16 protein-coding genes, 1 tRNA gene, 1 other RNA gene and 1 pseudogene are annotated in these 23,432 nt (G+C 71.6%); 10 read left to right on the top strand and 9 right to left on the bottom strand.

Going from position 1 to position 23,432, the window contains the following annotated elements:
• Positions 1 to 7: 7 nt before the first annotated feature.
• The 6 genes from ACFVQ0_RS17180 to ffs all read right to left on the bottom strand — a co-directional run bounded on the left by ACFVQ0_RS17180 (position 8) and on the right by ffs (position 8,845).
• Positions 8 to 922 (bottom strand): phosphoribosylaminoimidazolesuccinocarboxamide synthase, encoded by a 915-nt coding sequence (locus ACFVQ0_RS17180; protein WP_390088741.1) that lies wholly within the window; start codon positions 920 to 922, stop codon positions 8 to 10.
• Positions 923 to 1,117: 195 nt separating this feature from the next.
• Positions 1,118 to 2,581 (bottom strand): N,N-dimethylformamidase beta subunit family domain-containing protein, encoded by a 1,464-nt coding sequence (locus ACFVQ0_RS17175; RefSeq protein WP_390088739.1) that lies wholly within the window; start codon positions 2,579 to 2,581, stop codon positions 1,118 to 1,120.
• Between the two features lie 350 nt (positions 2,582 to 2,931).
• Positions 2,932 to 4,647 (bottom strand): hypothetical protein, encoded by a 1,716-nt coding sequence (locus ACFVQ0_RS17170; RefSeq protein ID WP_390088738.1) that lies wholly within the window; start codon positions 4,645 to 4,647, stop codon positions 2,932 to 2,934.
• A gap of 325 nt (positions 4,648 to 4,972) precedes the next feature.
• A complete protein-coding gene (purD, locus tag ACFVQ0_RS17165) occupies positions 4,973 to 6,226 on the bottom strand; it encodes a phosphoribosylamine--glycine ligase (protein ID WP_390088737.1) in 1,254 nt (417 codons plus the stop codon).
• A 214-nt stretch (positions 6,227 to 6,440) separates the two neighbouring features.
• Positions 6,441 to 8,639, bottom strand: coding sequence for a DNA polymerase III subunit gamma and tau (locus ACFVQ0_RS17160; RefSeq protein WP_390088735.1), 2,199 nt, complete (start codon positions 8,637 to 8,639; stop codon positions 6,441 to 6,443).
• 109 nt (positions 8,640 to 8,748) lie between these two features.
• Positions 8,749 to 8,845: signal recognition particle sRNA small type (gene ffs, locus ACFVQ0_RS17155), an RNA gene on the bottom strand.
• Positions 8,846 to 8,976: 131 nt separating this feature from the next.
• Between ffs and ACFVQ0_RS17150 the strand changes: the two genes are divergently transcribed.
• From ACFVQ0_RS17150 to ACFVQ0_RS17140, 3 genes and pseudogenes are all read left to right on the top strand, one after another.
• Positions 8,977 to 9,064, top strand: a tRNA-Ser gene (locus ACFVQ0_RS17150).
• Between the two features lie 424 nt (positions 9,065 to 9,488).
• Positions 9,489 to 10,895, top strand: coding sequence for a hypothetical protein (locus ACFVQ0_RS17145; RefSeq protein ID WP_390088733.1), 1,407 nt, complete (start codon positions 9,489 to 9,491; stop codon positions 10,893 to 10,895).
• Positions 10,896 to 11,432: 537 nt separating this feature from the next.
• Positions 11,433 to 11,631, top strand: a pseudogene (locus tag ACFVQ0_RS17140) (response regulator transcription factor); the annotation flags it as partial.
• 17 nt (positions 11,632 to 11,648) lie between these two features.
• Here the strand turns inward: ACFVQ0_RS17140 and ACFVQ0_RS17135 are convergent.
• Together ACFVQ0_RS17135 and ACFVQ0_RS17130 are read right to left on the bottom strand one after the other, a co-directional pair.
• Positions 11,649 to 12,743, bottom strand: a complete 1,095-nt coding sequence (locus ACFVQ0_RS17135) for an NAD(P)/FAD-dependent oxidoreductase (protein WP_390088731.1) — start codon at positions 12,741 to 12,743, stop codon at positions 11,649 to 11,651.
• 103 nt (positions 12,744 to 12,846) lie between these two features.
• Positions 12,847 to 13,305 carry a MarR family winged helix-turn-helix transcriptional regulator gene (locus ACFVQ0_RS17130; RefSeq protein WP_390088893.1) on the bottom strand — a complete coding sequence of 153 codons (459 nt, stop codon included), beginning with the start codon at positions 13,303 to 13,305 and terminating at the stop codon, positions 12,847 to 12,849.
• A 391-nt stretch (positions 13,306 to 13,696) separates the two neighbouring features.
• Between ACFVQ0_RS17130 and ACFVQ0_RS17125 the strand changes: the two genes are divergently transcribed.
• The gene (locus ACFVQ0_RS17125) at positions 13,697 to 14,827 is read left to right on the top strand and encodes a metallophosphoesterase (RefSeq protein ID WP_390088729.1); all 1,131 of its coding nucleotides are present in this window, start codon (positions 13,697 to 13,699) and stop codon (positions 14,825 to 14,827) included.
• A 64-nt stretch (positions 14,828 to 14,891) separates the two neighbouring features.
• Here the strand turns inward: ACFVQ0_RS17125 and ACFVQ0_RS17120 are convergent, their stop codons facing one another.
• A complete protein-coding gene (locus tag ACFVQ0_RS17120) occupies positions 14,892 to 16,397 on the bottom strand; it encodes a SulP family inorganic anion transporter (protein WP_390088727.1) in 1,506 nt (501 codons plus the stop codon).
• Positions 16,398 to 16,733: 336 nt separating this feature from the next.
• Between ACFVQ0_RS17120 and ACFVQ0_RS17115 the strand changes: the two genes are divergently transcribed.
• The 6 genes from ACFVQ0_RS17115 (at position 16,734) to ACFVQ0_RS17090 (ending at position 23,342) form a co-directional block, all read left to right on the top strand.
• A complete protein-coding gene (locus ACFVQ0_RS17115) occupies positions 16,734 to 17,147 on the top strand; it encodes a MerR family transcriptional regulator (protein WP_390088725.1) in 414 nt (137 codons plus the stop codon).
• A 392-nt stretch (positions 17,148 to 17,539) separates the two neighbouring features.
• Entirely contained in the window at positions 17,540 to 18,262 is a 723-nt protein-coding gene (locus ACFVQ0_RS17110) for a Crp/Fnr family transcriptional regulator (protein ID WP_390088723.1), read from the top strand.
• Between the two features lie 95 nt (positions 18,263 to 18,357).
• The gene (locus ACFVQ0_RS17105; protein WP_390088721.1) at positions 18,358 to 19,197 is read left to right on the top strand and encodes a hypothetical protein; all 840 of its coding nucleotides are present in this window, start codon (positions 18,358 to 18,360) and stop codon (positions 19,195 to 19,197) included.
• A gap of 5 nt (positions 19,198 to 19,202) precedes the next feature.
• Positions 19,203 to 21,752: a hypothetical protein gene (locus ACFVQ0_RS17100; protein WP_390088719.1), complete on the top strand. Its 2,550-nt coding sequence runs from the start codon at positions 19,203 to 19,205 to the stop codon at positions 21,750 to 21,752.
• Entirely contained in the window at positions 21,745 to 22,791 is a 1,047-nt protein-coding gene (locus ACFVQ0_RS17095; RefSeq protein WP_390088717.1) for a hypothetical protein, read from the top strand. Before ACFVQ0_RS17100 ends, ACFVQ0_RS17095 begins: the two co-directional genes overlap by 8 nt.
• A complete protein-coding gene (locus ACFVQ0_RS17090) occupies positions 22,791 to 23,342 on the top strand; it encodes a Pycsar system effector family protein (RefSeq protein ID WP_390088715.1) in 552 nt (183 codons plus the stop codon). The genes ACFVQ0_RS17095 and ACFVQ0_RS17090 overlap by 1 nt, the downstream gene beginning before the upstream one ends.
• Positions 23,343 to 23,432: the final 90 nt, after the last annotated feature.

Genomic DNA, 23,432 nt, shown 5'->3' with positions numbered 1-23,432 from the left:
GGGACGGTTACGTCCAGGGCGTGCCGGTGAGGAGTTCGTACGCCTCCAGGTACTTGGCCCGGGTAGCGTCCACGATCTCCTGCGGGAGCGCCGGCGGCGGCTGCTCGCTCCTGCGGTCCCAGCCGGACGCCGGGGACGTCAGCCAGTCGCGCACGAACTGCTTGTCGTACGAGGGCTGCGCGTGGCCCGGCTCCCAGGTGGCGGCCGGCCAGAAGCGCGAGGAGTCCGGGGTCAGCACCTCGTCCGCGAGGATCAGCTCCTCGCCGCCGTCGGCGGTGGGCGCGAAGCCGAACTCGAACTTGGTGTCCGCGAGGATGATGCCGCGCTCGCGCGCGATGTCACGGGCCCGGCCGTACACGTCCAGCGTCGTCCGGCGCAGAGCCACGGCGGTCTCGGTGCCGACCTGGTGGGCCACTTCCTCGTAGCTCACGTTCTCGTCGTGGTCGCCGACGGCCGCCTTGGTGGCCGGGGTGAAGATCGCCCCGGGCAGCTCGGAGCCGTCGCTGAGGCCCTCGGGGAGGCCGATGCCGCAGACGGTGCGCGAGGCGTTGTACTCGACCAGTCCGGAGCCGGTCAGATAGCCGCGTGCGACGCACTCGACCGGAACCATCCGCAGCGACCTGCAGATGGTCGTGCGGCCGGCCCAGTCGTCGGGGGCGCCGGGCGGCAGCTCCGTGGACAGCACGTGGTTCGGTACGAGATCGGAGAGCTGCTCGAACCACCACAGCGAGAGCCGCGTCAGCACACGGCCCTTGTCCGGGATCTCAGTGGGCAGCACCCAGTCGTACGCGGAAATCCGGTCGCTGGCGACCATGACGAGGTCACCGGCCTCGTTCCGGTACAGGTCGCGCACCTTGCCCGTGTGCAGGTGGGTGAGACCCGGAACCTGCACGGGCTCGGGCTTTTCTACAAATCCGGACACGCTGCCTCCGCGTAGGTTGATCCAGGAGTCGTTCCGATTGTCCCGTATCCGGGTGCGGACGGCTGCGGAGGGGTACGCCGACGGGCGCGCCGGTGCCACGGGCTGCGGGCAGCCACGGGCTTCGGGCTGCGGGCTTCGGGAAGGCGTGCGGTGGTCCTGAGCCGCTTCGCGGGTCCTGAGTCGCTTCGCGGATTCTCAGTCGCGCTTGCAGATGCGGTCGAGGAGGTTGGCCGTGGCCTTCTGGATGCGCGGGTCCACATGGCCGGGGCGGTCCAGCGCCGGGGACCAGGCGAAGGTGCCCGAGGCGAAGACGAGCGCGCCGGACGGGGCGCGGTAGAGGGACGTCTCCTGGTGCCGCGTCACGCCCTCGCTGTCCTGGTACGGGGAGTGGGCGAGCAGGATGCGGTTGTCGTGCTCGGGAAGCGTGGTGCGCGGGAAGTAGCGGTCGGCCTCGCCCGCGACCAGCCCGTCGATCTCGTCGCCCTCGCCCGCGCCGGTCGCGTCCCAGAGCCAGTGCTCGGCGTTCCGCACGACCAGGGGGTGGGGATCGGGGACCCGGCCCGCGTACTGGATGCCGAGGAGCTGCTGCTCGGCGCGGTCGACCTCGCGCCAGAGCGAGGGCTTTCCCGGTCCGTGCCGCTTGCGGCAGGTGAGCAGCCGGTCGGGGACGCCGGACGCCGACGGGGTGAGGCTGACCTGCCAGTACATGGTGTTGGCGGAGAGGAAGACCAGGGAGGTGCCGTTGTCGCGGGCGCGCTCCGTGGTGCGCCGCATGGGGACCGACCAGTACTCGTCGTGGCCCGGGAAGACCAGGCCCCGGTAGCGGGTCGGGTCGACCCGGCCCGCGTGCAGGTCGCGGGTGTCGGCGTAGGCGATGTCGTAGCCGTAGCGCTCGGCCCAGCGGATGAAGTCGTAGGCATGGCCGACGTGCAGCGGGAGGCCCGCGCCCGCGTAGGGGCGGTCGAAGGAGACGGTGACCGCCGCGTCCTCCTCGCCCAGCAGCCGGCCCTGCTCGTCCCAGGCGTGGTAGAGGCTGGCGCCGGTACGGCCGTCCTCCGGGTAGAGGTTGTACGCCTGCCAGGTGATGTCCGGGAGGATCAGGAGCAGATCGGCCGGTTGGTCGTCGCGGACCGTGAACGGGATGTGGGAGCGGTATCCGTCGACCGTCGTGAGCACGGCCACGTAGGCGCCGATCGACCAGTAGGCGGGGATCTGGAGCCGCCAGGACTGCCACCAGTGGTGGCAGGACACCGTGCGGTCGGCGGTGAGGGGGGCGGGCTGGACGATGCCGGAGAGCCGCGGGCTCGTGGTGATCTTCGCGGCGCCGTCGCCCCCGTAGTGGCCGATGCGGTAGATGTCCACGGAGAACTGCTGGGGCGGGTCCACGGTGATGTGGAAGTCGATCGCCTCGCCGGGGGCCGCCGCGCCGGTGGAGCTGAAACCCTTGATCTGCCGGTGCACGTCGTCGGCGGTACGGGTGCCGCCGCCGGTGGAGCCGCGGGGCAGCGTCGGATCGGCGTACCAGGGCACGACCTGGCCGGTGTCGTCGAAGTAGTTCTCGCTGCCGCGCAGCCAGGGCAGCGGCCCCTGCCCGAAGGGGTCGGTGACCGCGTGCGCGAGGGCACCTGACTCCCAACGACGAATCTGCTCCGCCCCCATAACGCGCTTCCCTCTCTCGGCCCCCGGAACAACATGTGGTGCGCTGACTGTCAGCGCCGGTCCCCAGCACATCACATAACGCATCCACTCCGTCACCGTTCGTCGCGAATTAACGTTAACGGAACTTGAGCTTCCGGGTATTGGGCACTCCCGACCGGCGATTTACCTCAATATCAACCGAGTTGTGCACGAGATCAACCGGGTTACTCGCACGAGAAGCTCCCGAAACCGGGCCGGAACGCCCTGGAACACGCCTGAACGCGCGCTGGAACGCGCTGGAACACCCTGCGACGCGCCGGATCGCCCTGGACCATCCCGGCGCGCTTCGACCGCTCCTGGTTCGGACCTGTTCAGGCGAGACGGACGGGTTTGTCGGTGCGCACGCCGACCGAGGAGAGCCAGGAGCGCAGGGGCCCCGCGTCGCCGTCCTCGACGAGGCTGAGCACCGGGGTGCCGAGATCGGACCGGCGCTCCCCGTCGACCAGCAGCGTGGGCCCGTCGAGCCAGTCGAGCCCGGGGGCCGCGCCCGCCGTGTCGACGGCCGCGCAGCAGACCATCGCCGCGACGTGGTCCGCGAGCAGCTCGGTGCCCGTACGCGGCGGCTGGAGCGGGAACAGCGGGAGGGGGTCGGGCCCCCAGAATTCCAGCACGTCCCCACCGGCGCTCGGGGAACCACCCGAGGTTCCGGAGTCGTCGCGGGCCACCGCGGCACTGATGCCTGCCGCGAGCTCCTCACCCCTGCCGTTGCCCGCGACGAGGTGCTCGACGACACGGGCCAGGGTGGGCACGGCGGCACCGGCGCCGTCGGACGCACCGGGGCCATCGGACGCACCGGCGGAGGCCGCGGGCGGTACGCCCATGTCGTCCAGGACGCGGTGCAGGCGGGCCGCCTCGGTGCGCCACTTCCGGTCGACGACCTCTTCCGGATACTGCTGCCAGTCCACCGGGGCCCAGCCGGGCCCCGCCTCCGCGGGGCCGCCGTGGAAGAGCCGGGCGGCCAGCAGGGACGCCGCCTCGTCGGCCGCTCCCGGCTCCTCCAGGAGATCGCAGGCGGGCCGCTCGCCCAGCCGGGAGGTGAACCCGTCGGCCAGCCGGTCGCGCCGGGACAGCTCGGTGAGGGCGGAGACGACCCCGGCGTCCAGCCGGGAGGGCCAGCGCCCCATCCGCCAGGCGGGCAGCGCGACCCGGGTGAGCAGCCGGTCCCAGCCTGCGTAGGCGAGCCCGACCTGCTCCTGGGCGACGATCCGCAGCCCGTAGTCCACCGCCTGGGCGCGGGTGGACGCGGCGGCGGCGACACCGCGCTCCATCTCCGCGGCGTGGCTGTGACAGCTGCGCAGCAGCAGCCGGGCGATCCGGCCGATGAGGGCGTGCGGCAGCCGCAGAACCCTGCGCACCGCCCCCTGAGCAGGGGCGGCCGCGTCGGCGACGACCCCGTCGAGTCCCCGGACGAAGCGCCGGGCGGCGGCTATGTCGGGGTGGGCGGAGGGGCCGGTGCCCGCGACGACCGGGGCGAGCACGGCGCGCAGCTCCGCGACCCGCATCCACCAGAGGAACGGCGAGCCGATCACCAGCACGGGCGCGGCCTGCACCCTGCGGCGCCCCGGTCCGCCCGGATCCCGGCGGGCGGCGTCCTTGGCGGCACGGTCCGCGGCCGGGTGGGTGCGGTCCTCCAGCCAGCTGTCGCAGTCGGGCGTCAGCGCTATGGCCGAGGGCGCGGGCACGTCGAGGCGGTCGGCGAGATCACGGACCAGCCGGTAGAGATCCGGGGCCGCCTTCTCGCTGAGCGGGACGGTCGGGCTGACCGCCGGCTTGGCCCGTACGACCGCGACGGCGACGGCCGCCGCGACCAGCAGGGTGATGACGGCGCAGGCCGTCACGGCCCAGCGCACCGCGTCCCAGCCACCGCCTTCGACGATTCCTCGCGCGCCCGCAGCGAACAGCACGACGGCGACGGCCGCGGGCAGCAGCGCCGCTGCCGTCGCCCTGCTGCGGATGCGCAGCAGGGCCAGCGCACGGGCGCGCGCGGCCTGCGCACCCAACTCCTCACCTGTACCGGTATCGGACACGGCTGGATGTCACCCCCTCTGCCCTCGCGACGGTGTTGCTCACTCCCCCACTGTGGCACCCGTCACTGACATCGCAATGCCGGTGGGCCATGTGCCGGAAAGCTTGCGCCGCACCCTAGTTGGGGCTTCGGCGGGCGTCATCCGGATGGCTCAGCCGTCACTCGATGGAATGGCTTTGGGCAAAGCTGCTGACGCGCCGCTGTCCATGGGGCAGCGGCGCGTCGGAGTAGGTGGAGCCGGGGCCGGGGCGGGAGGGCGCGGGCCCTTCGCCCGTGTCGGCACGCGCACGCGCACCCGCGCCGTGTGCGCTACGGCGGAGGGCCGCTCAGGCCTCCTCCGCCGCCTTCTTCGCGATGTCCGTACGGAGCTGGGAGCCGTCGAGCCGGATCCGGGCCGCCGCCGCGTAGGCGCGCTCGCGGGCGCCTGCCAGGTCCTTGGCGGTCGCGGTCACGGAGAGCACCCGGCCGCCCGCGCTGACGACCGCGTCGCCGTCCCGCCGGGTTCCGGCGTGCAGGACGTACGCATGCGGGGCATCCTGTGCCGCGACCTCACCGAGGCCCTCGATCGGGTCACCCGTTCGCGGGGTGTCCGGGTAGTTGTGGGAGGCGATGACCACGGTGACCGCGGCGTCGTCGCGCCACTTCAGCGGCGGCAGCTCGTCCAGGGTGCCCTTGGCGGAACCCAGCAGGACACCGGCCAGCGGGGTCTTCAGCCGGGCCAGGACCACCTGGGTCTCCGGGTCGCCGAAGCGGGCGTTGAACTCGATGACCCGCACCCCGCGCGAAGTGATCGCGAGACCCGCGTACAGCAGCCCGGAGAAGGGCGTACCGCGGCGGCGGAGCTCGTCGACGGTCGGCTGGAGGACCGACTGCATGACCTCCTCGACCAGCTTGGGGTCCGCCCACGGCAGCGGGGAGTACGCGCCCATGCCGCCGGTGTTCGGGCCCTCGTCGCCGTCCAGGGCGCGCTTGAAGTCCTGGGCGGGCTGGAGGGGCAGCACGGTGGTGCCGTCGGTGATCGCGAAGAGGCTCACCTCGGGTCCGTCGAGGAACTCCTCGATGACCACGCGGTCGCAGGCCAGCGCGTGGGCACGGGCCACGTCCACGTCATCGGTGACGACGACGCCCTTGCCGGCGGCGAGACCGTCGTCCTTGACGACGTACGGAGCACCGAACGCGTCCAACGCCGTGTCGATCTCGGCGGGGGTGGTGCAGACGTAGCTACGGGCGGTCGGGACACCGGCCCCGGCCATCACGTCCTTGGCGAACGCCTTGGAGCCCTCCAGCCGGGCCGCCTCACCGGAGGGGCCGAAGCAGGGGATGCCCGCGGCACGCACGGCGTCGGCGACCCCGGCGACAAGCGGCGCCTCCGGGCCGACGACCACCAGCTCGGCGCCCAGATCAGTGGCGAGGCGCGCGACGGCGGCGCCGTCGAGTGCGTCGACCGGGTGCAGTTCGGCCACCTCTGCGATGCCGGCGTTGCCGGGGGCGCAGTACAGAGCGGTGACATCGGGGTCGAGGGAGAGAGAGCGGCACAGGGCGTGTTCGCGGGCGCCGCCGCCGATGACGAGAACCTTCACGGGGTGGAGCCTAGCCGCCGGGGCGGGGCGGCCTCGACGGACGCCGGGTTGTGGACACCGGGGCACGGGCCCCGCTCACCGTCTCCCCGGAACAGGGGCCCTGCTCATCGCCTCCCCGGAGCAGGCTCCGTGTTCACCGTCTCCCCGGACACGCGCCCCGCTCACCGTCCCCCGGACACACGCCCCCACTCACCGTCTCCCCCGGACCCGCGCCCTACTCGTTGGTGAACTCCTCCACCACCGTGGCACCCAGCTCGCGGACGATCAGCTCGTGGCCGGAGAGGGCGGAGTCGACCAGGTCCGGGTCGTCGGCCTCTGCGGTGTCGTCCTCCGGGGCGACCGAACGGGGCGGCTCGGGAGCGGTGTACGGCGGCGACGCGGGCGGCGGGGCAGCCGGCTCGCCACCCCCCGGCTGCTGCGGCCGCTCCTGGGCCGGCCGGGGCTCGTACTGCTGCTGGGGCGCGGCCGGCGCCGGGCGCTGCGGCGCGGGCGGGGGCGTGGGACGGCCGCCCCCGGTGGGCGGGGGCTGTCCGGCGCCGCCCGACGGGTCGACGATCGCCTCGATCTTCCACTGGGCGTTGAACCGCTCGGCCAGTGCCTGCTTCAGCACGTCCTCGCTGCCGCTGCTCGTGAAGTTGTCGCGGGCGCCCGAGTTGAGGAAGCCGATCTGGAGGGTGGTGCCGTCGAAGCCGGTCACCTGGGCGTTCTGGCTGAGCAGGATCCAGGTGAACCGGCGGCGGCCCTTGACCGCCTCCAGGATGTCGGGCCACATGTTGCGCACCTGTCCGGCGCCCTGCGTCATGCCGGGGGCCGGTTCCGGGGCGGCGGGCCCCGGAGCGGGTGCCATCGGCGCGGCCGGTGCGGGGGCGGCGGCCTGCGGGGCCGGTGCCTGGCCGGGGGTGGAGGCGGTCGGCCAGCCTCCGGGCCGGCGCCCCTGCTCGGGCGCGGCCGCGGCGGGCCAGGCGCCGGGCCGCTGACCGGCAGCCGGGGCCGCGGTGGGCGGCGGCTGTACGGGCTCCGCGGGCGGGGCGGCCTGCGCCGGGGCGGGCGGCGGGGCGTCCCCCCGTGCGGCGGCACGCGCGGCGGCGGGTCCCGATCCGGGGTCCGGCTGCGCCGCGGCGGGGTACGGGGCGGGAGCGGGGGGCTGCGGCGCCTGTGGCGCCTGTGCGGGCTGTGGTGCGACGGGGGCGTGGGCGAGCGCCTCGGGCCCGGGGACGTACCCCATGGCGGGCCCCGGTCCGGTGGTGGCGAAGGACGCGCCGCGCTCCAGCCGGTCCAGCCGCGCCTGCAGTGAGCGCTCGTCGTCGAAGGCCGCGGGCAGCAGGACCCGGGCACAGATCAGCTCGACCTGGAGCCGGGGCGAGGTCGCCCCGCGCATTTCGGTGAGCCCCTCGTTGACCAGGTCGGCGGCGCGGCTCAGCTCGGCGGCCCCGAAGACGGAGGCCTGGGCCTGCATCCGCTCGACGACATCGGCGGGGGCGTCGATGAGCCCCTTCTCCCCGGCGTCCGGCACCGCGGCCAGGATCACCAGGTCGCGCAGCCGCTCCAGCAGGTCGGCGACGAAGCGCCGGGGGTCGTTGCCGCCCTCGACCACCCGGTCCACGACCTCGAAGGCCGCGGCCCCGTCGCCCGACGCGAAGGCGTCCACGACGGAGTCGAGCAGCGAGCCGTCCGTATAACCGAGCAGCGACGTCGCCATGGCGTATGTCACACCGTCGTCGGCGGCGCCGGCCAGCAGCTGGTCCATGACGGACATCGAGTCACGCACGGAGCCGGCGCCGGCCCGTACCACCAGCGGGAACACCCCGTCCTCGACGAAGCTGTTCTCCTTGGCGCACACCTCCGCGAGGTAGTCGCGCAGTGTCCCCGGCGGCACCAGCCGGAACGGGTAGTGGTGGGTGCGCGACCGGATGGTCCCGATGACCTTCTCGGGCTCCGTGGTCGCGAAGATGAACTTGAGGTGCTCCGGCGGCTCCTCGACCACCTTCAGCAGGGCGTTGAACCCCGCGGAGGTGACCATGTGCGCCTCGTCGATGATGTAGATCTTGTAACGACTCGACGCGGGCCCGAAGAACGCCTTCTCCCGCAGATCACGGGCATCGTCCACACCACCGTGCGAAGCGGCGTCGATCTCGATCACATCGATCGATCCCGGCCCGTTGCGCGCCAGGTCCTGGCAGGACTGGCACTCCCCGCAGGGCGTGGGCGTGGGCCCCTGCTCACAGTTCAGACAGCGGGCGAGGATGCGCGCGCTGGTCGTCTTGCCGCAGCCTCGCGGACCACTGAACAGGTACGCGTGATTGACCCGGTTGTTCCGCAGGGCCTGCATCAACGGCTCAGTGACATGCTCCTGACCGATGACCTCGGCGAACGACTCGGGGCGGTAGCGGCGGTACAGCGCAAGGGACGACACACCTACGAGGCTATAGGGGCGGACCGACAACCGGCCCCGGGCCAGGCACACCACCGGCTCCGAGGGCACAACCACCCCGAAAACCCGGCTCCCCGGACGACCCCGGAAACGTAAGGACCCCCCACGCACCCGCCAGAGCCAACCTACCCTTGCTGCCTTCCGGCCCTGGGGGAGTTCAGTCAGATAGCGCCACGTGAGGGGCTGACGCCCACCTTAGCCGATCCCCGCCCCCACAAGTCCACCTCCCCACCCCTCCCGACCCCACCGAGACCCCCTCGGGGCCACCGAAGGGGAACGGGTTCGCGAGCACTCCTCAACGTCTTGTATTGTTTGCCCCGGAGGATTCGCCTAGTGGCCTAGGGCGCACGCTTGGAAAGCGTGTTGGGGGCAACCCCTCACGAGTTCGAATCTCGTATCCTCCGCCATTGCTCTCACCGGGCAATACGTCGAAGGGCCCCACCGCTTGCGGTGGGGCCCTTCTTCGCGTCCTCAGGCCCTGTTGTCCTGGTTTTTGTCCACAGGCCCGGGTTCTCGATGCCGCGGCACGTGGGCGCGGTCGCGCCGGTGTGGTGGGCGTCGTGGAGCGACGACAAGGCTGCCGACGCCCAGATCGTCGAAGTCCCCTGCCGCATCGTCGGCTTCTTCGCCATCGACTGGGGCTCGGCGTACTCGCCGCTTCGACCTTGTGCCGTTCGTCTTCCGTGACCATGGCGACGACCACGCATCCCGCCCCGTGGACAGACAGCCATGAGCGGCTAGTTCAGCGTCCAACGAGGAAGGGTATCTGCACCCTCATGGCCTGAATCACACTCTTGTCGTCGTTATCTGCGATTCCTACCGTCCTGTGCCATGGATTCAACGGCCTTCAGAGTGATCAAGCGTCTCGATGACCCCCTGACCGTGCAGGTGCGCTCGTCACCCGAGCTCGTCGTCGGAGTGGGGAAGGCTGCCGCGGCCGTCGACCGCGAGCGGGCGAAGAGGAAGACCACGGGCGAGGGCCACGGGCCCCGCAAGGCGGATATTTGTCACCTGCCCCGAACCGAGCGTGACCCGCTACAGATCACTCCGTGGGACATCCTCGCGACGTTCGCACGCGCTACGACCCTAGCTCGACAGGGTCGGGGCAGAGGGCTCGCGGAACATTGGCAGGGTCTGAAGTACTGCCGGGCCTTCGCCGCCGACCGGCATGGAAGCCTGCGCCTCACTGAGGAAGGGACGGCACCCGAACTGTCCTACCGAGGTATGCAGGCGAGAGAGCTGGGCCGGGCATTCGGGCTCGCTGTCGCGGAACGAACGGTGCGCGAGCGGTATCCGGACCATCTGATCAGCATCATCGACACGGACACCGTGCTACTCCCCGGCTTCGCGCGGACCAAGCCGGCCGCAACTCTCGGCGCGAGAGCGCGGCCGGACTTCCTGCTGGAGGCATGGCGCCCCGGGGAGGGATCGAGGATCTTCGTGGTGACCGTGAACGGCAACCACCAGGCCGTGAAGCCGAAGACATCCGCAAGCTCTCGCACGACGTACAGACAACTGGACCGGGGCAGCGAGCGGGTGCAGCGGATCCATCTGGGACAGGGCAACGAAACCCCCGCGCTCATCACTTCGACCGAGTTCCTGGCATCCGCCGGTGTGACCGTCCACATCCTGCACGCGGAAGGGGACATCGGGCTCCCGGTACGGCCGTCGTCGGGTGTGTATTCAGCCGATGCGGCCATCGGACGTCGGGCTCTGCCGTACGTGAACTCGGTAGCCGACTCGACGCAGGGCAAGGGTGGTCGGCACAACGCCTTCCTGATCCCCGAGAAGGAGTTCCCGTGGTTCGGTCGAGTGATCGCCCGCGCCCATGCCGCCGGGCAGCTCTCGCTGGCCGGCGGCGGGGGAAAGGTTGGCCAGTACCTGATCGATGACCAGGGCAGCAAGCACTTCAGCGAGAAGACCTTCGCCGGGACCGCCAGTGTCCACGACGCGAAGGCCACTTTTGCGGGGGAACCATACGTGGGTACTGATCAGGTCTTCCGCATCAACGGCACACGAGTGGAGGCGTTTTCCGGCATGGCCGCGGATCTGTACGACCTGCTCGCGGACGGCAAGGTCGAGGAGTACCGCCGACGGGCATACGAGCGGCGCAAGAGCTGGCCGAAGCCGGACGACATCGGCGATTGGGGAGCGAATTCCTTCCGGCCGGACGGCACCGCACTGGCAATACGGGTGGTCCCGAAGAGGGCACCGTCCGGCGACCCGTCCCTCAACTGACACGACTTCACTGGGAACGGGTTCCGTGATCGCTGAGAGGAAGGGACCTTGGCTGATGGGCTTCACCCTTGGACGAACGAGCTGACGCCGGCCCACTGAGTTCCCGCAGCCCGGAGCACCAGCGATCCAGGTCTCATTCGACCTCGTCCGAGGACGTCCGTACATGACCGCCACAACCACTGCCCCGCAGGCCAGAAAGCCTGCGGCCGTTCCCGTTTCCCAGTACGAACATCTGGACTTGGCGACGTTCTCCAACATGGGGCCGGCGACGTGCAGGTGCCAGGCGCGCATCCGTGCCGAGCCACCGGGGTACCGGTCCATGATCGCGTCGGACACCGCATCGGGGACTCCTAGGAGCACGGTCCCTGCGATCCCTGCTTGGCTCCGCTCCCACACCTGGACGTCTGGTGCTTCCGGAGAAGCTTGATGATCGGGTCCCGAAGCCTGATGGGGCTCGGCGGGTGCCGGGGCCGAAGGTCGCTTCGGCGGGGGCGGTAGAGCGCATCCGGGCGGGCTGGGCCGGGGGCAGGAGGTGACCTGTCCGGCCGGGAGGAGGTGCTGCGCCTGATGGCCACCGGTCTCTCCAATCCGGAGATCACGGAGTCCCCCACGGTGAGCCTGGAGACGGTCAAGACCCACGTCGGAAACACGCTGAAAGCTCGGCGCGCAGAACCGCACCCACGCGGTCGTCATCGCGTACGAATCCGGCCTGATGGTCCCGGGCTTCGCCGGCTGACCGGTCCACGAGAACACTCAGGCGGTAGGACCGAACTGAGCCCTGAAACGGCCGGTGAAGAGATCCGCGCCCTTGCGTTCGGAGACCATCGCGGTCGAGGCGGCAACCGGACCGTCGGGGGAGGGTAGTTGGCCGGCGCCGCCCTTTGTGCCGAGGGGGATCAGGATTACGGGGAAGGGCAGCGGCCGGTACGTGGTGGTGGGCTGTTCGCCCTTCAGGCGGGCGGTGATGTTCTTGGCGACCACCTCGGCGTGCCGCATCGCGTAGCCGGCCATCTTGGCCTCCGGTACGTCGGTGATGTCGCCGACCGCGTAGATGTTCTCGTGCCCCTCGACGTTGAGGAATTCGGTCACGGGGACCTGGCCCCGCGGTGTACGGGTGGTGAGCCTGCCGTCCGCGAGGTAGTCGCTGTTGGTGCGCGTCCCGTGGGCGCGGAACCAGATGTCGGCGGTGATCTTCTCGCCACCGCTGGTGGTGACGGTGAAGGCGCCGGCCACGCCGGGCTCGGTTCCCGGCGGCGTCGTGAGGGCGATACCGAGACGAAGGCCTATGTTCAGCGCCTCCAGCTGGGCGCGCAGGTCCTCGGCCACGTCCGTCCGGAGGCCGGGGAGCAGTTCATCGGACGGGTCGGTGATGGTCACCTGCTTGTCCGGCCAGACTTCCCTGATCTCCGCGGCCAGTTCGAGCCCGACCGGACCCGCGCCGAGAATCAGCACCTTTTCGGCGCCGCTCAGTTCCTTGTGGGTGCGCCGCAGGTCGGCGAGGGCCTCGCTGACCGAGTCGGAGGCGGGTTTGGCGGGGTAGGGGTAGCTGGAGCCGGTGGCCAGCACCACGTAGTCGGCGGCGACGCGCTCGCCCGAGGCCAGGGTGACGCCGCCGCCGTCGACCGAGGCCGCGCGGTCACGTATCACCTTGCCCCTCGTGAGCAGGGTCTCGAAGGGGAAGAACATGTTGGCCGCCCAGTCGGGCCGGGTCAGCGCCCGCAGCGACGCGGCGGCGTTGACGAAGGCGTCCCGGGGATCGATCAGGACGACGTCCGCCTCGGACTCCAGCGCCTTGGCGACCGCAGCGCCCCCGTAGCCTCCACCGACAACCGCGACAGTACGGCTCATGACGGCACACTCCACAGAGAGAAGGTTCACAGTTCGCACTACGAACAATATTAGTTCGTAGTGCGAACTGCAATCCCTTCCTGGGGAATGCGGCGTTGCGTTATCAGTCCTCGCGGTCGACGGGTGCCCGTTCCTCCTGCGCCGCGAAGACCACCGGAACCTCGTTGTCCAGCACGACGCGGCCGAGCAGTCCGGCGAGCGCGTCCCGCTCGGCCGGCCCCAGGCCCGGGAGCAGCTCCTCGACCCTTCGGCAGGTCTCGTCGTAGAACCCCCGCACCAGCCCGGTGCCTTGGGCGGTGAGCGCGACACGTACGGATCGCGTATCCCGCGCGTCCGTCTCGCGGCGGACCAGGCCGTTGCGCTCGGTGCGGTCCACGAGGCCGGTGAGGCTCGACTTGGCCAGCCCCAGCATCGCCCCCAACTCGCCCATGCCGTACGGCTTCGGCATCAGCACGCACAGCAACCGACCCTGCTGCGGCGTCAATCCGTGCTCACGGGCTGACTCCGCGTACACCGAGTCAACCAGGAACGACGACCGCACCAGCGCGGCCACAATCCCGATCCGGTCAATATCGCTATCACGATCACGCTTATCCACTCACCCAGAGTAGCATCGGAGATATTTATACTTCGCGTCGCGAACTAATGGCTTGGCCCGGTCGCGGTCCGTCCCGGTCGCGGGCCGCCCTGGTCCGGTGGCCGGCGCATGCCGGATGATGGGAGGAGCGGACGTGAGGGGCAGCGCAGTGGCGGACAGTGGATCCATCGGGTCGGAGCGGGCAGGCCTTCGGGCGGAATCCGGCGGGCCGGAAAGTGTCGGGGACAGCCCCCGGAGCGAGGCCGGGGCGGCTGCCGGGGGCCCCGGCGAAGGTGCGAGCCGGCCAGGACCCTCTCCGGTCCGGCGGGGGCGTTCCTCGGCGCGGCGGGGGCGCTCCTCCGTCCGGCGGGTGGGGATGGTCCTGCTCGTCCTGCTCGTTCTGTGTCTGCCGCCCTGGTGGTCACTGTTCGCCTCCGGGGCGGACTGGCCGTTCCCCGTCTTCCTGGCCGGGACCGTCGTCCTCTTCGCCTGGATGGTCTCGTTCCCCTTCCTGATGGTCGCGGGCCACGGGCGACGGCGCTCCGACCGGGCCGCCCGGATCGCTGACACCAGCCTCGGGATGATCTGGGTGCTCTTCACCTGGTCCGTGCTGGGCGGCTTGGTGAACCTCGTGCTGATGGGGTTCGGCGTCGGCGGCACCGGCCGGGCCAGGACCGTTTCCGTTGCCGTCGCCGTGGTCTCCGCCGCCCTGCTGGCCTGGGGCCACTACGAGGCCATGCGGGTCCCCCGGGTGAAGCGGCTGGACGTCCACGTCCCGCGGCTCGGCGGCGGTCTGGACGGAACGCGGGTCGTCGTGCTGGCCGATACGCACTACGGGCCGATCGACCGGGCGCGCTGGTCGGCCCGGGTGACCGAGGCGGTCAACGCGCTCGACGCGGACGTCGTCGTCCACGCCGGTGACATCGCCGACGGCACCCCGGTCCAGCGCCGGGAGCAGTCCGCACCGCTCGGGGCGATCCGGTCGCGGCTGGCCAGGGTCTACGTCACCGGGAACCACGAGTACGGCAGCGAGGCCCAGGGCTGGCTGGACCGGATGGCGGAACTGGGCTGGGAGCCGCTGCACAACCGCCATGTCGTGGTGGAGCGCGGTGGGGACGCCCTCGTGCTGGCGGGTGTGGACGACGTGACCGCGGAGTCCTCCGGCCTGGCCGGTCACAGCGCGAACCTGCTCGGCGCGCTGGCCGGGACGGACCCGGACCAGCCGGTCCTGCTCGTCGCCCACCAGCCCAAGTTCGTCCCGCAGGCCGCCGCAGCGGGCATCGACCTACAGATCTCCGGGCACACCCACGGCGGCCAGATCTGGCCGTTCAACTTCCTCGTCCGGATCGACCAGCCGGTGGTGAGCGGCCTGAGCCGGCACGGGGAGCGCACCCAGCTCTACACCAGCCGGGGCGCCGGCTTCTGGGGCCCGCCCTTCCGGGTCTTCGCGCCGAGCGAGATCACGCTGCTGACCCTGCGCTCGGGCAGCACACCGACAGCCGGATAGCGGACCGACAGCCGGGTAGCGGACCGGAGCGCCGCCGTCACCGCGCCCGGCGGCGGGCCACGGGTCAGTGGCCGCCGGTGAGTTCGCCGCTGAGCCGGTCGTGGATCCGGGCGCTGGGCTGGTTCAGGCCGATGATCTCGACGGTCTTGCCGCGCTGGGCGTACTTGCTCTCGATCGCGTCGAGCGCCGCGACGGAGGAGGCGTCCCAAATGTGGGTGGCCGTCAGGTCGATGACGACCCTGTCGGGGTCGGTGGCGTACGCGAACCGGGTGACCAGGTCGTTGGAGGAGGCGAAGAAGAGCTCGCCGGTGACCGAGTAGACGACCTGGGTGCCGTCCGGGTCGACGACGGCGGTGACGTCGGCCAGGTGGGCGACGCGCCTGGCGAAGACGACCATGGCGGTGACGGTGCCGACGACGACCCCGATCGCGAGGTTGTGGGTGGCCACGACGCAGGCCACGGTGATGGCCATGACGGCGATCTCCCCTGCGGGCATCCGTTTCAGGGTCTTCGGGGCGATGGAGTGCCAGTCGAAGGTCGCGAAGGACACCATGACCATGACGGCGACCAGCGCGGCCATGGGGATGTCGGAGACGACCGGGCCGAAGACGATGCACAGCACCATCAGGAACGAGCCCGCCAGGAACGTCGACAGGCGGGTGCGGGCGCCCGAGACCTTCACGTTGATCATCGTCTGGCCGATCATGGCGCAGCCGCCCATGCCGCCGAGGAACCCGGTGACGATGTTGGCGATGCCCTGGCCGATCGACTCCCGGGTCTTGGAGGAGCGGGTGTCGGTGATGTCGTCGACCAGCTTGGCCGTCATCAGCGACTCCATCAGCCCGACCAGCGCCATCGCGAGCGCGTAGGGGGCGATGGTCGTCAGCGTGTCCAGGGTGAAGGGGACATCGGGCAGGCCCGGTACCGGCAGGGCGGACGGCAGCTCGCCCTTGTCGCCCACGGTCGGCACCGCGATCCCCGCGGCGACCGTGATCACGGTGAGGACGACGATGGACACGAGCGGGGCCGGTACCACCTTGGTGACCTTCGGGAAGAACACCATCAGGGCGAGGCCGCCGGCGAGCAGCGGATAGACGGGCCAGGGCACGTCGTGCATCTCGGGGACCTGGGCCGTGAAGATGAGGATGGCGAGGGAGTTGACGAACCCGACCATCACGCTGCGGGGCACGAACCGCATCAGCTTCGCGATGCCGAGCGCGCCCAGGACGATCTGGAAGGCGCCGGCCAGGATCACCGCCGCGACCAGGTAGCCGAAGCCGTGCTCGCGGTTGAGCGGAGCGATGACCAGGGCGACGGCGCCCGTCGCGGCGGAGATCATCGCGCGGCGGCCGCCCACGACCGAGATCGTGACGGCCATGGTGAAGGACGCGAACAGCCCGATCGCCGGGTCGACCCCCGCGATGACGGAGAACGAGATCGCCTCGGGGATCAACGCGAGCGCGACCACCAGTCCGGCCAGGATCTCGGTGCGCCAGACCTTCGGGTCGTGCGTCCAGTCGGGAAGCGGCCCGCGCCACCGCGCGGCCGGGGACAGTGCGGAGGAAGTCAAGAGAAGCGGAACCTGTCGTGCTCGGGCCCGCCCGGAGTCACCAAGGGCGTGCGGGGCGGCGGGGGTGTGTGCGAGGGGGCGGTACGGAGTGCGGGGCCGGGCCCGGTGCGGCGCCGGTCCTTCCGGGGCTTCTTCCGCCCCGGAGCGGCTTTTGGTTACTGGTGGATCCGTCCCGCACCATGAACACGCGACGCATGAACGCGACGCATGGACGCAACGCATCAACGCGTCACGTGAACGCGACGCATGGACGCGACAACAGTGGATCAACCCCCGACAGCCGCACACTCTACTCTAACGTTACGGTAGAGATCGCCAGACGAGGAAGGCGCCCGCGTGAGCAGCGAGCACATGCAGATCGGCGAGGTCGCCGCGCGGACCGAGCTGTCGCTGCGCACCATCCGGCACTACGAGGAGACCGGCCTTGTCATCCCCTCGGCCCGCTCCCGGGGCGGATTCCGCCTCTACACCGAGACCGACGTCGCCCGCCTGATGGTGATCCGCCGCATGAAGCCCCTCGGCTTCACCCTCGACCAGATGCGGGACCTCCTCGACGCCACCGATCACCTCGACGCGGTCCCGCCCCCGGCCGGTGCCGAGCGCGAGGAACTCCTGGGACGCGTCCGCCACTTCGAGCAGGCCGCCGCCGAGCGCGTCGCCGACCTGCGCAAGCAGCTCGGGCGGGCGGAGGAGTTCGCCGGCACCCTGCGCGCCCGGCTGGGCGAGGACGCACCCACCACCCGCCCCTGACGCGTGCGGGCCCCCGGGCCAGGCGCCTGTGGGCGACCTCCCTTCGTACCGGGTCCAGAACCTCGCTCCAGGCAGGAACCCGAGTTTTCGCCAAGTCCGCCTCTCGCGCCCCCTCGCGCACCAATGAGCCCTTCCCCGCCCGTATGTGGCCCCTGACCTCATGGTCCGGGGTGGGCGTCGCGCGCCGAGGAGTCGGCGCGGGCGCACGGCCCACCGGGCAGGTGCGAGGTGCACCGCAGAGAGTGGCTCCACCCAGGCCGTCCAACTGGCACTTCTGTCGTTACCGGCCGGTACGTTCGATGTGGCGTGAACCACACCCTTGAAGACGGCGCTCTGGGAGCATCAACGCCTATCAAAATCAGCCGTCCGGACCTGCCGCGGGGGGAGGGGCCATGGCGCTGCTCGGCAACGATCTGGCGTTCGCGCGCGCCCTGACGGCCCACGAGCACGAGAACGTCATGGCCCTCGGCAACCGCAAGCTCTACGCGGCCGATACCCATCTCCTGTCGGAGGGGGACCGGTCCGGTCACGTCATGATCATACTTGAGGGTTGGGTGACCGTTTCCGTGGCTACGGACCGTGGCGCCACCCGGCTGATACTCGGCCTGCGCGGCCCCGGCGAACTCCTGGGCGAAATGGCGGCGTTGGACAGCCATCCCCGTAGCGCCACCGTGCGGGCACTGGGGCCCGCCTCGGCGCAGGTCATCCCGGGGGACGCGTTCCGCCGGTTCCTCGCCCAGCACCCCCGGGTCAGCGGTCTGGTGATACGTCAGCTCACCTTCCGGCTCCGCAGCGCCGACCAGGAGCGGTCCGCGCTCGCCTCCCTCACCGTTCTGCAGCGGCTGGCCGTACGGCTCACCGAACTCTCCCGGGCCGAACCCGCCGGTCCCTACACGCCGTCCGCGCCACGGCGGCTGCCCGCCGGCACCGTCGTCCACCTGGCCCAGGACGAGCTGGCCGCCACCGTCGGCGCCACCCGCGAGGCCGTCGCCAAGGCGCTGCGGCTGCTGCGGGACCAGCGCATCGTGCGGACCGGGACCCGGCAGGTCGAGATCCTCGATCCCGAGCTGCTCGCACTGCTCGCGGACGGTCACGCGGACGGCCATCAGGAGTAACTCCCCGGCTGTCGTGTGTAAACGACTACAGACGGCCCTCGTCCCGGGCCCGAGGCTGATGGGGGACGGCACAGCGACCAGGACAGGGGCACGAGGTGGACCACGACGTGACGGATGTCGCCGAAGCGCGCTACGAGCTGGTGATCAGCGTCGACGCCAGACGTTCCGGCGAGTACGACGACATCGAGAAGACCCGGATGCGTGCCCGGATCTACCGGGTTCTGGAGACGGCGTTCACCCACACCAAGGTCGCGCGGGACTCCCTGCACCTGGAGGACCGGGGCGACGGCGTGCTGGTCTCGGTGTCCGGACAGGTCCCGGTCGCCAGGCTGCTCGGCCTGTGGATGGTGGAGGTCCACGAGAAGCTGCGGGACGAGAACCGCGCCCTGCGCGTACCGCTGGGGCTGCGCGTCGGCATGCACGTCGGGCCGGTCCGGCACGACGACCGGGGCATCGCCGGACGCGCCGTCGACCTCGCCTGCCGCCTCGCCGACTCCACCGTCGCCCGGCAAGTGCTGGACGCCGAGCGGGCCGATCTCGTACTGGCCGTCTCCGGTTCGCTGTACGAGGACGTGGTCAGCGGCGGCGGCAAGTTCATCGAACCCGCCCGCTACTCCGCCGCCCGGCTGGAGCTCAAGGAGGGCCCGGTCACGGCCTGGTTCCACCTTCCCGGACGGCCCGCCCCGGAGATCCCCGTCGCCACCCCGGTCACCCGCCCGGAAGCCCACCCCGACGCGGGCGATGTGAGCGATGTGAGCGGCGTGGACGACGTGGACGGCGTGGACGGCGTGGACGGCGTGGACGGCGTGGAACAGGCAGCCCGCACCACCGACTCCGGTGACGTCGATGCCCGCTACCACGTACAGGGCGACATGTCCCAGCACACCGGCAACGTCTACCAGCAGCCCGTGCACATCGGCCGTCGGAAGGGCTGACCCCCATGAGCGACGAGGAACAGGCTGACGGCCCCCCGGACAACCCGTCCCCCGAAGCCGCCGACAAGGACGGCGACCGGGGCAAGGAGAGGGACAGGGACAGGGAGCGGGACAGGGACAGGGACCGGGGGAAGGAGAAGGGCAAGGACGGCAAGCCCTCTTCCGACGAGCCGAAGGACGGCGGCGACGGGGAGTCCGACGACGACGCGGACGAGAAGGAGTCGGAACGGGAGCGCGCCGCCGGGCGGTTCAGGGAGCACACCCGCAACCCGCTCGCGGAGGAGCAGGGCGAGGGCGGGCCCACCAGCCTCGCCGCCGCCTCGCGGACCCACGGCGACGCCCGGCAGATGTTCAGCAGTGGCCGGGACCTGCACAACTTCGACCGTACGCACATCGGCCGCGCCCATATCGGCGACACCTACGTCCAGTTGGACCCGCGTCGTGCGGGCATGCGCAGCGGCCCCGTACCCGCGGAGGAACTGCGCAGGCTCCGCCGGGCCCATGTGGTGCCGGACGGATACCGGCAGCTACGCAACGCGCTCACCGCGCGGCGGCTGCTGGTCCTCGGCGCCGCGCCCGGCACGGGCCGTACCAGTACGGCTCTCTCGCTGCTCGACGACATCACCAACTCCCTTGCCACGCAACCGGATACGGACGCGGGCACGGACCCGGACACCGGGGCCCCGGCCGACGTCCGGGTGCACCGGGTCGATCCGGACGGTGGGGTGCGGCAGCTGGCCGACTCCCTGGGCGGCGAGGAGGCGCGTCCCGGCACCGGGTACCTGCTGGAACTCTCCCTCACCCGGCCCGGTGTGCTGCCGCCCGACGAGATCGACCTGGACCGGCTGGCCGCGGCCCTGGCCGGCTGCCGGTCCTTCGCGGTCGTCGTGGTGACGGTCGGCTCCGCCGCGAACCCGCTGCTGGCGGGCCGGTACGGGATGCTCTGCCCGCCCGCGCCCACCCAGGAACTCCTCACCACCCGGCTCCGGGAGCGGCTTGAGGACCGTGCGGACGCGGCCGCCGAAGGCTCCCCGTCCACCTCCGAACTTCTCGCCCGCGCCGAGGAACTCACGGAGCGCGACGAGGTCCGCGACGCCGTCGGGCTGAAGGACCTGCGCCCCGCGGAGGCCGAGCTGTACGCCGCGCTGCTGGCCGGACACGTACTGGGGAGCGTCTCCTACGAGGATTTGCTGGCCGGCTGCCGGAGCCTGGCCGCCGAGCAGGCGCAGGAGTGGTTCACCGGGGTGGACCGGGCACTCGCCGCGCTGCCGGACGACGCGGAGGGTTCCACCGCGCGGGCCGCGGCGCTGTTCCACCCGGTGGCGTTCCGTATCGCACTCGCCGTGCTGGGCGGCGCCTCGCACAGCGCCGTGGCCGCCGCGGCCCATCTGCTGACCTGGGAGCTGTCCGTCCAGAGCGATCCGGACAACACCCCGGCCAGGCCGCTGTTCTGCGACGACCCGGACTCCGATCTGGCGCTCTCCAGGGCCGAGTTCAAGACCGGTCGGGTGGAGGTGGCGGGTGCGGAGGTGACGGCCCGGCTGATCTGGTATCGGGGCTCCGCCCTGCCCGGCGCGGTGCTGACCGAGGTCTGGGACCGGCACTTCCCGGCCCGCGCACCGATCGTGCGCTGGCTGCGGCTGCTGGCGGACGACCCCAGGCCCCAGGTGTGGATGCGCGCGGCGGTCGCCGCCGGGGAGCTGTGCGTACAGGACTTCGACCACGGTTACGCGGAGCTGGTCGGGCCGCTGGCCGAGGCGTCCACCGCGCGCCGCAGGTTCTTCGCGGCCACCATGATGGACCAGGCGGCCGGGCACGCCTCGCACCGCAAGGCGGTCCGCAAGCTCGTCGACGACTGGGTCAAGCACGGGACGGAGTCGCTGCGCTGGTCCGCGGCGATGGCGCTCGGGTACGGCAACGCCGCGGCCACGACCGACGACACCCTGGACGCCCTGGCCCGCATCGGGGTCCGGGACGAGGGCGAGCAGATGGCGGTCGCCTCGCTCAACGTCGTACGGCTGCTGGCGCTCCCGGACGGGGCGCGGGTGCTGCGGCGGATGACCGACTGGACGCGCCACAAGCTGGTGACGTACCAGGACCTCGGACTGGTCACCGCCGTCCGGCTGATGGTCACCTCCCTGGACGAGGTGCTGTTCGACGCCGCCGGTTCCCCGCTCGGGGACCTCCGGGACCGGGGAGACCGGCCGCTGGCGCTCGCCCTCGCCGCCTCGCGCCCCGAACTGGTGCGCCCAATGGCCGACCTGATGTGGACGGCCCTGAACACCGCACGGTCGAGCGACGTGGCCATGGACGCCCTGGAGTCCTTGCTGCGCACCGCCGTCCGCGAGAACGGCTCCGAACGGGCACGACCGGGACTGGCGGCACTGCTGCCCGTGCTCATGGCCGGGGAGCAGGACAGGCGGCGGCTGGACTGGCTGCTGCGCCGGATGATGAACGACCCCGAGAACCGGCTCACCGACACCAAGGCGCGCGACCTGTGGTGGCTCGCCGCGCCGCCGCGGGGCCGGACGGGCGAGGAGGAGAGGAATGGCTGAGAAGAAGGACGGCCCGGCACCGGCGGGCCCGCTGCTGCGGGAGTACGCGCCCACCGGAGTGTTCCGGCAGATGAGTGCCCGCACGGCATCGGTGCTGTTCTACCGGAAGGGCGGCTACAGCGTGGCCACCGCCTCCGGAATCGAGCACTTCGACAAACGGCCGCTGGCCCGGCCGCACACCGTGTGCGAGATCGCGCTCGGCACGTACGAGACGACGCTGAAGATGGAGCTGCCCGCGAAGGGCGGCGCCGCGTTCTTCCAGGTCGAGATCGACATCCACTGGACCGTGACGGATCCGCACCTGGCCGCCACCGAGGTGGTCACCGATGTCGCCAAACGGCTCACCGCCCCGATCCTGGAGCGGCTGCGCGAGGTCTCGTCCGACTTCCCGGTGGCCGAGGCGGAGCAGGCCAACCGTGCCATCACCAGCCACTGCGCCGGCGGGCGCTGGGCCGATCTGGGCTCCGATCTGGGCCTGCGCGTACGGCTGTACGTCAGGATGCGGATGGACGACCGGACGATCACGCACATGGACGACATCCGGGAGGCGCACGCCTCCGCCGAGGTGACCCGGGTGCACCAGGAGAAGTTCCGGGCCATGCTCCGGGGCGGCGAGCTGGACCAGCTCAGCTACATGCTGGCGGCCGAGCCCGAGGCGGCCAAGGACTTCCTGGAGAAGATCCGCCAGGAGGGCAGGCAGGACGAGAAGGACCGCGTCGACCGGCTCTTCGACATGGTCGACAGCGGCCAGATCCAGTCCAACGAGCTGGAGACGCAGGCACTCGCCCTCCTCAACAAGGGCCGCCGCCCCGTGCAGGGGCCGGTCGGAACGCTGCCCGCCCACCGCCGTCCCCCGCCCCCCGAGCTGGGGCCCGGGGACGCGGAGCCGTACGCCCCCGACTGGCTGATCGAGGAGGAGCCGCCCGCTCCGCGCGGGCGGCGGTCTTCCACGGGGGAGCCCGAGGACCGGGCACCTGAGCCGCCGCGCCGCCGCAGCCGGGACGCGGACGACGGATGGTCCTGGGCGGAGGAGGACTGATGACCGCCGACGGCGGGGCACGGACCTCCCCCGATCCGGTCGTCACCGTGCAGGGCGGGGGTCCGCACGGCGACGACCGGACGGGGGAACGCATCGCCGAACGGCTGCTCGGCACGGTCCGGGAGGACCTCGGCCGGGCCGACTCCAAGGCGGCGGTGCTCCTCTCCGGGGCGCTGGCGCTGCCGGCCTTCCTGATCGGACGTCACGGGGCGCCCGACTGGCGGGGGCCGGCGGACGCCGCGCTGATCGCGGCAGGGGTGCTCTGGATCATCGCGGTGACCGCGCTGGTCCGGGCGCTCATGCCGCGTACCGGCACGGTGCGCAGCGGGCGCGGGGTGACGTACTTCGGCGATCTGCTCGCCCCGTACGACCTGGTGCGGCTGTCCTCGGAGGTCGCGGAGGCCGGGCGCGATCCGGCCCGGTGGCTGCTCGTCCAGGCCGTGGACGTCAGCTCGATCCTGGCCGCGAAGTACCGGGCGATCCGCTGGGGCGTCGGCACGCTGGCACCGGCGGCGGCACTCGCCATGGGCTGGAGCCTGATCGCACGCTGACCGGGCTCCACCGACGTGCGTGCCACCGCGCGGCGCACATCACGCAGAACGCAGAGCCACAGAGCGACAGAGACTGAATAAGGGGACGGC

The sequence above is a fragment of the Streptomyces sp. NPDC057900 genome, from assembly GCF_042887885.1.
Taxonomy (GTDB): domain Bacteria; phylum Actinomycetota; class Actinomycetes; order Streptomycetales; family Streptomycetaceae; genus Streptomyces.
The sequence above is the reverse complement of the archived record's forward strand: the minus strand, read 5'-3'. Positions and strand labels throughout refer to the sequence as shown.